The 12,297-nt window shown below is 42.8% G+C and carries 11 protein-coding genes; 1 reads left to right on the top strand and 10 read right to left on the bottom strand.

The features are described from left to right. Positions 1-88: 88 nt before the first annotated feature. The 6 genes from RMY63_RS12820 to RMY63_RS12795 form a co-directional block, all read right to left on the bottom strand. Complete coding sequence (locus RMY63_RS12820; RefSeq protein WP_322729060.1) at positions 89-775, bottom strand: PHP domain-containing protein; 687 nt, start codon at positions 773-775, stop codon at positions 89-91. Positions 776-1,237: 462 nt separating this feature from the next. After that, complete coding sequence (locus RMY63_RS12815) at positions 1,238-2,374, bottom strand: AIR synthase related protein (protein WP_322729059.1); 1,137 nt, start codon at positions 2,372-2,374, stop codon at positions 1,238-1,240. A 90-nt stretch (positions 2,375-2,464) separates the two neighbouring features. Beyond that, positions 2,465-2,671: a hypothetical protein gene (locus tag RMY63_RS12810; protein WP_322729058.1), complete on the bottom strand. Its 207-nt coding sequence runs from the start codon at positions 2,669-2,671 to the stop codon at positions 2,465-2,467. A gap of 632 nt (positions 2,672-3,303) precedes the next feature. Next, positions 3,304-3,906, bottom strand: a complete 603-nt coding sequence (locus RMY63_RS12805; protein ID WP_322729057.1) for a superoxide dismutase — start codon at positions 3,904-3,906, stop codon at positions 3,304-3,306. Between the two features lie 509 nt (positions 3,907-4,415). Continuing rightward, positions 4,416-6,023: a bifunctional pantoate--beta-alanine ligase/(d)CMP kinase gene (locus RMY63_RS12800; protein ID WP_322729056.1), complete on the bottom strand. Its 1,608-nt coding sequence runs from the start codon at positions 6,021-6,023 to the stop codon at positions 4,416-4,418. 191 nt (positions 6,024-6,214) lie between these two features. After that, positions 6,215-7,318, bottom strand: a complete 1,104-nt coding sequence (locus RMY63_RS12795; protein WP_322729055.1) for a septal ring lytic transglycosylase RlpA family protein — start codon at positions 7,316-7,318, stop codon at positions 6,215-6,217. An 889-nt stretch (positions 7,319-8,207) separates the two neighbouring features. Here RMY63_RS12795 and glsA point away from each other — a divergent pair. Continuing rightward, positions 8,208-9,191: a glutaminase A gene (glsA, locus tag RMY63_RS12790; RefSeq protein ID WP_322729095.1), complete on the top strand. Its 984-nt coding sequence runs from the start codon at positions 8,208-8,210 to the stop codon at positions 9,189-9,191. A gap of 51 nt (positions 9,192-9,242) precedes the next feature. On the opposite strand, the gene RMY63_RS12785 is transcribed toward glsA, so the two are convergent. From RMY63_RS12785 to RMY63_RS12770, 4 genes are all read right to left on the bottom strand, one after another. Continuing rightward, positions 9,243-10,046: a nucleotidyltransferase domain-containing protein gene (locus RMY63_RS12785; protein WP_322729054.1), complete on the bottom strand. Its 804-nt coding sequence runs from the start codon at positions 10,044-10,046 to the stop codon at positions 9,243-9,245. 57 nt (positions 10,047-10,103) lie between these two features. After that, a complete protein-coding gene (locus tag RMY63_RS12780; RefSeq protein ID WP_322729053.1) occupies positions 10,104-10,625 on the bottom strand; it encodes a GNAT family N-acetyltransferase in 522 nt (173 codons plus the stop codon). A gap of 43 nt (positions 10,626-10,668) precedes the next feature. Then, on the bottom strand, positions 10,669-11,484 hold the full coding sequence (locus RMY63_RS12775; RefSeq protein ID WP_322729052.1) for a DUF1838 domain-containing protein: 816 nt from the start codon (positions 11,482-11,484) through the stop codon (positions 10,669-10,671). 123 nt (positions 11,485-11,607) lie between these two features. Further along, positions 11,608-12,267, bottom strand: a complete 660-nt coding sequence (locus tag RMY63_RS12770; RefSeq protein ID WP_322729051.1) for a phosphoribosylanthranilate isomerase — start codon at positions 12,265-12,267, stop codon at positions 11,608-11,610. Positions 12,268-12,297 lie beyond the last annotated feature (30 nt).

Raw genomic sequence — 12,297 nt, 5'->3', positions numbered from 1 at the left:
TTGATATCAGGCTTAATTAGCGAAAATCCAAAATAGAATAACCTCCTGGCAGATTGAACCAGGAGAGTTGAAAAAAATGGATTCATCTTTACAAACGTTGTAGCAGGCTCAAACCGTGGCTATCAGTACCACAAGTATTGAAAAGAAAGTATTCATCAGCTAACTTTTGCACTTTTTCTGATTCCAAAGTGCTGGGTTTCCAGGGGTTAGGGTTATTGTAGGCGTAGAAAGTTTCCACACCATCGATACCATTTTGCGCCGCAGCTGGAATTAAATCAAAAAGCGATCGCTTGTAACGAGCTGGATGAGCCAGAACTGCCAATCCCCCAGCTTCATGAATAGCGGCAATCACATTACTTGCCTGATATTCTTGGCCTGTAGTCGCCCTTCTTTGCAGATAGGGTTTCATGCTAGGGTGTTCTGTTGCAAAAGCGTAAGCCAAAATATGAACTTCTATATTCAAAAGGTTGGCATTGATTTCCACGCCACTCCACAGGTAAGGAGTACTTGCACCAGGATTATTCCACTTCCAGTCTTCTAACCAAGCAAGGGCCGCTTGATAGCCGATAATACCATGATGATCGGTGATGGCTAACCCTTTTAGCCCAATAGCGATCGCCTGCTCCATCAATCCACTCGGCTGCAACCTTCCATCCGAGTGGACAGTGTGCATGTGAAAGTTGAATAACCTTGGACAACTATGTGCATCAATGTTATGAAATACTTGCTTCAAAAGTTCTGCCGAAGCTGTAGTACGGGCCAAATTTACAACCATAACCCCCTCTGAAGAAAAATATATTTTCTTAACACACCAAAACGCCACATCTCTAGATGAGAAAGAACCAACACTAAAAATTAGTATCGGCTGCTACTTTCTCAGCTTTCTCAGCAAATTTTTCAATATGTTAAGACTACGTTAGCAAATCTTAACCTCAGTAGTCATGAGTGATTTGCACCACTTCATCGTTAAGTGGTAGTAAATATCACATCCAAATTTTCATAAATGCGCCTATAGCATTTGTGTTAAATGACTTATAAAAGAAAGGTTTAGTAGAGTAATTATTTCTAATAAGCCTGAAATGCAAATTGGTTTTGTGTGTAAAAAATATTATTTATTTCAGTAATTAAAGATTTTTTTTAACCAATAATGACTTTAGCGTAGGCTAGCATTTACCGCAGGCATCACCTAAGTGAGTCTAAAATAGCTTTGAGAAAATTAGCGATCGCTTGCTGACCATTATACCCCTCGCGCAATTCCAAAAGAATCTCCCTTCAAGGTGACTCCAAGGGGTTCTACCACTACCTCGCGGGAAAGAGACGCTTCAACTCTTCCAGCAATCACAGCCGAAAGTTGATGTTCTCTTGCAAGTAGGACAATTCTCTCTGCATCCTGCTTTGACTCTGTATAGAATGCGAATCCTGCACCATAATTGAACACCGAAAGCATCGTCTCAGCTCCGCCCTCAAGATGACTCTCAACAAATGTAAATATCTCTGGTACTGGGAGCATCATTTCAATGACATACCGAAGCGGCTTCACCGACCGCATCAACTTTTGCCAGCCATGACCAGTGATGTTCTCCATTGCCGTGGGACGAATTCCCTCGCCAAGCACCGCTTGCACAAGAGGCGTGTAAAGATACGACGCAGCATTCATCGCCTCCCAGAACTCCTGCCCACTCGGAAGTTTTGTTCTGTAGCCATCAGGAAGCGACTCGGCAAGCTTTCGTAGTGGGGTAAAGCCGTTCTCATGGGGCCCCGAACTCTCAACGAGAACAATGGTATTTCCGGCATCCAGACGCGAGCTATCAATGGGAGCGACACCAGCCGGCATAACCCCAAAAACTGAGCCGGCGATGTCGAGCCGCCCTGGAATCATCTTGGTTTTTAGTTGAGGAGTTTCCCCTGAGAGATAGACACACCCGACTCGTTTACAGCCCTCAACTACTCCATCAAGAAACCCATCAAGAAAAGCGGGGGTAAAGATTGTTTCAGGAGTACTCGACGGCAGATAAAGACCGAGAAGTATAGTCTGCATACCTGAAGTTGCGGCATCGTTCGTCAGACACGAGATGATTTTGATACCAATATTCCACCAAAATCGTCTAAGTTCTTCTTCAGAGAGGTCGTCAGGGCGGGTATCGTCTGCGGTGCCCAGTCCTTCGGGGACAAGTGTCAGAGAAACTTCTCTAGCCCCCGCTTCTATAAACGGAGCAAGGTTGAAGTTGAAAGCGTTAGCGCTTGCTCCGAGACCTGACGCGGGCACGATGCCATAAGCGCTTGCAAAGCCAAGTGTGCGTTTTGCGGCATCGATGAAGCGTCGTTTTGCAGCATCGAGAGTATCGTAATCGACTTGATCGAGAGCTTGAGCCATCAGATTGCGTTTTAAGTTAAAAGTGAAGAGTTAGGAGTTAAGAGTTAGGAAAACTCATAACTCATAACTCCTAACTCATAACTCATACCTTTAAAATACCTCATCTTCAATACCGCGCCACCATTCCCCCAAATTCATCAAGTCTTGGTAAATATCTTCTAATTCTTTGGTATAAACATCGTTTGTCAGGGTGGCTCGACGCTCTTGCAATTTTTTAAGGCGCAGTTGTATCAATACCCAAGGTTTACTGATGCTATTCGTTGCTTCGATATATTGCGCTAGTTCTTTGCTATCCATATATTTTATTTTTGAATTTTGAACAAAGTGTAGGGGTTTAAATCCCCGGCTTCTATCAAGCCGCAAGTGTTGGGCTGCTTGTCTTTATCCCCGTTACAACACGGAAAAAGCAAATTGCGAATTGCGTTAGTGCAGCGTTAGCGAGTCTTGTCTGCGACACGCTACGCGAACGAGCGTCATTGCGAATTGCGAATTAGTTTAATTGATTTCTCCCTCATCTCCCCTATCTTCTCAACTCAAAAGCAAAAACAGTCACGATATTAATACAATGTCTAAGTTAGTTTTCAGGGTTTGTAGTAAGCACTTTAGTGCTTAGAAAATAAGGACTTTAGTCCTTACTGCGAACTCGCTTACCCATCAATTTAAACTTGACTGACTACTGTCGTGACTGCTGACAAAGGTGTTAACTGAATTATTTCTACTTTACATAAGCAAGTCGGTGCAATAAAACCAAACTGTGTGAAGAAAAGTAAATAATGCTCAAACTCTTTCCCCCCTGCTCCTTGCTCCCAGCAAGAACTGCCTTATCCCAACAATAATTATTTACACCGACTTACTTATCTAACACAAGCTACGTAGCTGCGAAGTAGCTGGCTAAAAGACATCGCAGCCAGTTCAAAACTGCCAATTAATTAAGCTTTAGCCAAGTTTTCAGCAGCAAAGTCCCAGTTAACCAAGTTTTCTAGGAAATTCTTGATGAACGCTGGACGGGCGTTTTTATAGTCAATGTAGTAGGCGTGTTCCCAAACATCTAAGGTTAGGAGTGCCTTTTTACCATGAGCTAGGGGATTTTCTGCATTTGGTGTTTTGATCACCTTTAGCGTACCACCATCATCGATCAGCCAAGACCACCCACTGCCGAATTGAGTTGCAGCCGCGTTAGAGAACTCTTCCTTGAATTTGTCGAAACTACCAAAATCTTTATCGATTTTGGCTGCGAGTTCACCAGTGGGTGCGCCGCCACCTTTTGGTTTTAAGGAATTCCAGAAGAAAGTGTGGTTCCAAACTTGGGCAGCGTTGTTGAAGATTCCCACCTTAGAGGAGTCTTGGAAGGAAATTTTGATCACTTCTTCCAGAGACTTATCAGCAAGTTCTGTACCTTCAGTGAGCTTGTTGAGGTTGTCTACATAAGCTTTATGATGCTTACCATAGTGATACTCGAAAGTTTCAGCTTTCATGCCAAAAGGCTCTAGAGCATCCTTTTCAAAGGGTAGTGGGGGCTGTACAAATGCCATTGTGTCATCCTCTCTTTATCGGTTTCCAGTTTTAAGCTATTGCAGAAGTTTGGGAAATTAATAGCTTTTATTTTTAGGGGTTTTATGTCTTTAATCATGGAACATAAAACTTAACATCGTCATTCTACTACCAAAGTGAAGATCAAGTGAAGACGGAAACAAAGTACTTTGGTGATAAGTCAAATCGCTAGTAATTCTTGACTATAAATAAAAATGACTAATATTTTATAGCGAAAGGCTAATAAATAACTAGCATTTAGCAATTAAAGCTTTCATACTTCTATCTTTAGTAGGATTAATTAGGATGTGAAAAATCAGTCGAAAGCGAGATGATTTGATATTTAAATAAATACTACGATCTTATGTAAAAATTTCCAAAATATTAATTCTTATAAAAAGATAGCCTTTTTTATCAGATTTATTTTCAAAGGCAGTTTTGAGGACGGTAAGTGAATAATCACTCACTCACCATCCTTTGAAACTAAAAAACTAACAGCAAATAGCAGTAATTAATACTGAGATAAACGCTGTTGGTAATAGTTAACGATTTGTGCCGTGACTTCAGATACGTCTAAACCATCAGTTTGCACTTCGATCGCATCTACTGCTTTTTGCAAAGGCGAAACTTTGCGTGTACTATCTTTCCAGTCACGTTCGGCAATGTCGTGTTCCAGCTGCTCTAAACTCACTTCAGGTTGACCTTGTTTGTTAAAGTCTTGCTGGCGGCGACGGGCGCGTTCACTCACAGAAGCCGTTAAGAAGATTTTCACTTCGGCATCGGGGAATACGTGAGTACCAATATCCCGACCTTCAGCAACTAAACCACCTCTTTTACCCCAACTTTGCTGTTGTTTAACCAGTGCTTGACGGACAGCGCTTTGTGCCGCGATCGCTGATACTTGAGATGTTACCTCAATGGTGCGAATTGCCTGGGTAACATCAGTGCCGTCAATCCAAACCCGCACGGACGATTGTAAATCCTGGGTGGGAGTAAGTTCAATTTTACACTGATTAGTTAATTCGGCGATCGCACATTCATCATCAATGGCAATCCCCTTTTGCAGTACTAACCAAGTGACAGCACGGTACATTGCTCCAGTATCTAAATACACTAAGCTCAGGCTTGCTGCCACTTGCCGCGCCACTGTGGATTTTCCAGCACCAGCTGGGCCATCAATGGCGATGATGGGTTGACGATCGCGCAATATGATATTGTCAATCAAACGTGTAGCACCAAAACGAGCTGCGATCGCCAACATTCCTTCCTCCTCAATTTTTTCTAAAGACATCAACGTAGTCGGTTCAACCAATTCAATATATTCCACACAGGCCGTGCTGACCATTGCCACTTCTTGCTGTACCGCTGCTATCAACTTGTTACTATTGCGATCGCCTCCAATAAATGCAGCTTCAGCTCGTTGCAAGCCACGAAATAACACCGTTGCTTGCTCTTTTGCCGTTGCCGTCAAATATTGATTGCGAGAACTGAAGGCAAGACCCGACGCTTCCCGCACTATTGGACAACCAACAATATCCACTGGCAAATTTAAGTCAGCTACTAAGCGTTTAATAATTGCTAGTTGCTGACCATCCTTTTGACCAAAGTAGGCACGGTCAGGCTGTACCAAGTTCAAAAGTTTGGTAATAATGGTAGCGACACCCTGAAAGTGACCTTGCCGAGAACGACCACACAAGCCTGTGATCATAGCAGATGGGGGGATAACTTGTGTAACCTTTGATTCTTGTATACTCTTCTGAGGAACTGCCATTTCTTCCGCAGTCGGTGCAAAAATGGCATCAACCCCAGCTTGTTCGCAAAGTTTTTGGTCTTGCTCTAAAGTGCGGGGATAGCGTTGATAATCCTCATTGGGAGCAAATTGCAGGGGATTGACGAAAATACTCACAATCACCGTCGAATTTTCGTGCCGCGCCCGTTGAATCAAGCTTAAATGACCTTGATGCAAATTTCCCATCGTTGGTACCAGACCGACTGCCGTCTGATACCAGCCAGTCATCTCATCTAATCTCAGATGCTCAGTAACTGCAATCAGCTTGTTTTCTGAGCAGCGTTTAGTTAAATAGCAGCGTAAAGCTGCGACTGTTGTCAGCAGGCGCACAAAAATACCCCTAGTTCTTATCGATCCCTCCCCCGTTAGTTTATATCTGAAATAGAGGGAAGAGTTGATTGAACTAGGGGAATTGTTGTGGGGAGTGGGGAGTGGGGTGTGGGGAGTGGGGTGTGGGGAGTAGTGATTAAGTTTCTTCTCTATTCCCTATTCCCTACTCCCTACTCCCTATTCCCTAATAATTATTTCCCTAAGACTTCAATATGCACTGGTGCAACACCACTGCCCATCATTCCCAAAATTCGAGCCGCGCCGGCAGACACGTCAATGACTCGACCCCGAATGAATGGGCCGCGGTCATTAATTCGCAGTACTACAGAACGACCGTTGCGGGTGTTAGTTACACGCACTTGCGTACCAAAGGGTAAGCTGCGATGGGCGGCAGTCATTGCTTCGGGATTAAATCTCTGACCGCTAGCAGTACGATTACCAGAGCCGTCATAACCGTAATAAGAAGCCATGCCTCTCAAGGTGGCTCGCACTACTCCGACGGCAATCTGTTGAGGCAGCTTTGGTATCGATACTGGTTGGCGTACTGGTAAATTAGCAATTTCTTTTAAGGGAGATGCATTGCCTAATAGCCTCCGCAGGCGATTGGTTGCTTGCAATGCATCTTGCGCTAGATCGTTGGTAGTACCTGCTAATCGCGTACCTTCGTTGATTTCTACCAACTCTTCGCCATTAATTTTGATTACGTAGCGATCGCCATCTTGTTGAACAGGGACACTTTTGTTTTGCGCTTGATTGGCAGTAGATTTTTCCCCTGCTTTCCAACTGACGGTAATCTTACTCCCGTCGACGTTTTCCCGATTCAACTGGTTAATCTTAGCTGCTATTACACTAGCTATCTCAACCGGGTCATTGTCAGCGGAGCTAATCTGGTTACTCGCATCTGTGACGTTGCCAGTATTCAATGCATTTGATGAATTGCTAGTAAGAAGGGCGTACGATTGTACGCCCCCAGTATTGCCAATTGCACCAACTTTTTTAGTTTCAGAATTCGTATTTGATACAGAACTTAAAAAGGTGAGAACAGGTATATTTCTGATAAAAAGAGTTGCCGCCTTACGTCCTCTAATGTTGTGAGAATGAATTTCTGTAATCACAGCATCCAAGGTTTGTTTCCCTGCTGTTGATTGGTACTCTCCCACCTTAACGACATCAGGGGCGGGTGATTTTTGGGATGCTAGCGCATTTCCCTTGGTGGTTTGAGTGCAACCGACTGATGGTACTCCCAAAACAGCCATAAACAGGGCAACAATAGTCCACAAATGTCTTTGATTCATGCGTCCGTTTTTGAAAGCGACTGTAGAACTTAAGTTTTATAACTTGCGGGATTTTTCACTAATGAAAGTGATTTCCCTATTTGAAAAACTCGAACTCGTTCCGTTTTCACTTTGTTCTTTATAACTGCAACAGACTAACACGAACCTTTTGGCTTGGGGATCAGGGTTTTAGCGTAACTATCGGCCACTTTCTCAAATTCCCATTTCAATTTGAAGGTCGAAACCTTTCTCAAAAGCGGACTTTGGCTATGTAACGCTTTTTTGTGTAAGTCAAAAATTTCTTCAAAAAACTTTACGCTTATTTCACACAAAAGTGACGATACCCTCTTCACATCACTTCTAAAGGCTCGCAACTATCCGTGTATTATAGATCACATACTTTTTAGCTATTTCCTATAAGAAGGTAATATAACTTTAATTAAATAGCATCGGCATAAATACCTAAAATCATTTATTTAAGGAAATATTTAGATTTAACTATGAATAAGTCGTGATAAGAGTTACATCTTAATACTTATGCAAATTAGTTTTAATCTAATATCTTTTTTCAAAGTTTTTTCTACTTACATCAATCATTACTTTTATTCTCCACAACTAGACTAATATTGGTGATAAATATAACTTGATAGTACAGTGTTGCTGAGTATAAAAAAAAGGGCAATACTCAAGTTAATATTTTTCCGGATTAATGACTTAAAAATTAAGAAAACTTTGCGATCGCTTAGATAACAGATACCATATGTAGCATCCATTACATTACTTTTTTTTGAATCTCAGTAATTACTCAAGTATGATTTTTGAGAGCAAACTGTCTTGGACAAAATCTTTGTAGCTGTAGGGATGTACAGCTGCACTTCTTCTATATATAGTAGGTATTTTGGGAAATGCCATCAGCCTAATGACAAATCAAGGAAATTTAGAAATAGAACCATCGCCATTAAAAGCTGTTCTCAACGAGCTGCATTCCCAGTACAAATCACTGCGGGAGGGTGCAGTAGCGAAATACATTCCCGAACTGGCAAAGGCAAACCCGGATTTGTTCAGCATTTGCATTGTGACAGTAGATGGTCAGGTTTATAAAGTTGGGGATTATGAGCAACTTTTTACTATTCAGTCAATTTCTAAGGTATTTGCTTATGGACTTGCCTTAGAAGATCATGGACTGGATTATGTTTTAACTCGAGTTGGCGTGGAACCGACAGGGGATGCATTCAACGCGATTATTTTGGATGAGCAATCGAAGCGACCTTATAATCCAATGGTAAATGCAGGAGCGATCGCCACCACTAGCTTAATCAAAGGTTCCGGCCCTACCGAACGCCTGAACCGAATGCTGGATATGTTTCGCCGATATATTGGCCGCGACGTATTCGTTGACATTTCAGTTTTTACCTCAGAACGCAGTACAGGGCATCGTAACCGCGCAATGGCGCATTTGATGCTCAACTTTGGCATGATTGACCGAAACATTGAAGAGGCGCTGGATCTTTATTTTCAGCAGTGTGCTGTGATGGTGAATTGTCAAGACTTGGCGGTGATGGCGGCTACTCTGGCGAACAGAGGTATTAACCCCATCACCAAAGAACAGGCAGTAGATAAGCGTTACATCAAAGATATTTTGAGTGTTATGTATACCTGCGGGATGTACAACTTTGCAGGTGAGTGGGCTTATAAAATTGGGATTCCGGCGAAAAGCGGTATTTGTGGTGGGATTATTGCCGTTGTACCCAATAAAATGGGCATCGGAGTTTTTTCACCGTTGTTGGATGTGCGTGGTAATAGTGTGCGGGGCGTAAAGGTGTGTGAAGAACTTTCGCAACGGTTAGGTTTACATCTATTTGATTGTTCAGGTCAAGAGGTGAAATTTGATTGAAGGAGGGAAGAGGCAGGAGGTAGGAGATTTGAACCTTGAGTTTTATTAGCGCTATTTGAAGTCATCTATTACTTTTTCTAAATACTTTGTGCAAGCAGCTTCTGCTTGAGAGCGGAGAATCAACTCTGGCATTGTTAATGTAGAGCGAAGCTGGCAGTACAAGCGAATGGTATGTTGAAATGATCGTGCAATTTCATGTTGATCGTGTTTAGCGGGAATAGTCTGCCGAAAATCGCTCAAATAAGACGGAATTTCCCTTTCCAAATTTCTTACACCCCGTGGAAGCAATCCAGCTTGCACCTTAGCTAATGGGGCCAGAACTTGCCCACGCAGAAAAGAAAGAAAATCAATGGCTTCAAAGAGTTCACCTCTTCCTAATTTAGTTGCACCGTAGTGTACCCACACCCAGAAGCGGTCTTCAATCCACTGCGGGTCAAAGGGTGGATAGTTCCGTGGGTTCTTTGAAACAGCTAAGGTTAGTAGATTAACTCGCTCCCATAAAATAATCGGATTTTCTACGCGGTTTGTTTGAAAATCTTGTAAAAGCAAAAACTTCAAATCGACGTGTACAAGAGGACTGTCATAAAGACAGATTAACAATCTAGGTTCGCCGACGTGTTCACCGGTAAAAGCTGCTAGAAGTTTCCCAAGCCTGCTGGCTAAAAGCTGACGCTCCTTTAAAACTTCCTGATAATGAACATTATCTATAACAATAATCAGATCCAGGTCGGAATACTCATCCATTTCTCCAGTCAAATAGGAACCACCGATCGCTACACCCAGTACACGGTCATCCGTCTGCAACTTTGCCAGAATTTGCTCTAAAAGCTCTTGTTGTGGTTCAGGAACAAGCATACTATCTCAAATTACAGTAGCGATCGCAAAATAACACTATTATATAGTCGCCAAATTTTAAATTATCCCTTTTCGCGTGTCCGTCCAACCGTATGCAACCTCAATTAGCTGCACAGTGGCAATCTCGATTTGCTTTTGGTTCACCTGCTGACCACCAAGGCTTTGATAGAACCTGGAAGCGGGATTATCAGCTAAAACCCACACTAACATTGAACTAATATCAGACTGCATCAGCCTGGTGGCGATGGTGGAAACCAGGCGATATCCTAAACCTTGGCGCTGGTACTTCTCCAGAATATAGATAGCGTACAGCTCACCTTGATAAAAGCGATCGCCTGTCCTCTCTTGACCTCCACTGGCAAAACCAACTATTTGTCCGATTTCATCCTCAGCAACATAGGTAAAATTATCCTGAGCTATGTTGCTGAAAATTTTTACCCATTTTGTCTCTCGTTCTTCATAGGATAAATCTGCCAGGAACTTTGCTGGCAATAAGTTTTTGTAGGTTGTCCGCCAAGCGTCTACATGCACTCTAGCAATCGCAGGTGCATCGGTTAAATTTGCTTTTCGGATCGCCATCAGCTATCTCCTGGCAAGAGTTCGATATTTCTTTCTAGCTAGTTTACAATTCTTCTGCTTGGGGAAGTGGGAAGATTTCACCAGCTAAGTAAGCTTGAAAGTGCTTTTGGAAGTACAGCCAGGAAGTCATATCTTCCCCATCTATCAATGCTTTTGGAGCTTGTTTATATAGAGGAATACGGTTTTTAATTTCGTCTTGCAGCACTGGGGGGAGTTCTGTTAAACCATTGACTTTACTGCCAACAGCACTGTAGATAAGTTGACCGGGGCGATCGCCCATTTTCATCCAGGGAAGCCATTGACCAATTCTATCCCAACTCAGTTTCAGTTGAGAAACTGATTTAACTGCTGGGTTGAATAAATCTGCGGTTGGCACTGTTAATTTAAACAATTCCGCTGCCTGATAAATTGGATTTGGGCTGTATTCGGCAAATTTTGGATCGTCTACTAAGGGATTGGGGTAATAAGGAAATATATCAAAAACGAAGGTTGTACTCTCACCATCTACTTGTGCGGGGAAATTTCCCTCAAACTTTCCCTGTACAGGATTATTGGCAACGTGAATCACCGGAACTGTTTCGCCCGTCCAAGGATTTTCCCATTTGGGTAAAACCTCATCTGTTTTGGGGTTGAGGTAGTAAGTCAGTTCCCTAGAAGTAAAATCCCAGCTACCTTCTGTTGTGGGAATACATCGGCTAACGCTCAATCCCAGCATCTTAAACAGGAGTTGTCTTTTTTCACCGGGGATAAAGGCGTAAATTTTACCTTTCCAAATCAGGAAAGTCGATTCGGTAGGGTCGAGGGAAGAACGAGTTTTAACCCAGTGCTGGGCTTCAAGTTCTTGGATTTGGGCAACCATCTAAAGCATCCTTCGTATTTGGATAACAAAAGGATAAGCTAACCAGCATTCAAGTTGCATCTTTGTCATTTGTCATTTGTCATTTGTCATTTGTCATTTGTCACTTGTCATTTGCACCATGCCCTATTTTAATTGTTGGAAGAATAGCTTGAGCTTCTCTTCATCTAATTTGCCATTGGTGCGAACGGCGCTACACAAATCAAGCCCGAAAGGAGCAACTTGCCCAACTGCGATCACAACATTCTCAGGTTTCAGCCCTCCAGCTAAGAAAATTGGCACGTTTACTTGCTCACGGATTTTAGCACTCAAGTTCCAGTCGTGTAAGCGTCCTGTGCCGCCCAACTCTTTAATTAGCAGTGATTGATTGCCGGAGTCCAGTAGAATTGCATCTACGTAGGGCGCTACGTTGATTGCCTCGTCTATAGATTTTTCTGTAATGACATGAATTACTTGGACAATGGAGATTCCAGGTAAGGCATCTCGTATATCTTGATAGCTTCCTGATTCTAGGCGATCGCAGATTTGTACAGTATTTGTCCGACAGCGCCTTACCTGCTGAATAATCTCCTGAGCATCAAGGCTTGAAGTAAGTAAAAAAGTAGCGATCGGGGGTGGTACACAAGCAGCAATTTTCGCAATTAGTTCCTCAGAGATAACACCGGGGCCACTTGGCATCTGAGAAACCAAACCGAGGGCAGATGCACCGCAACGAATAGCAATCCATGCTTCTTCTATGCTGCTGATACAGCAAATTTTGACTCTTGGGTTTGCTGTTCTTTCCATTCTTTCCTAACTCCGAAAGCGTTAATCCCC

It is taken from the genome of Nostoc sp. ChiQUE01b, assembly GCF_034531255.1.
Classification (GTDB): Bacteria; Cyanobacteriota; Cyanobacteriia; order Cyanobacteriales; family Nostocaceae; genus Nostoc.
Note: the sequence above shows the minus strand (reverse complement) of the source record. Positions and strands in the feature narration are given on the sequence as shown.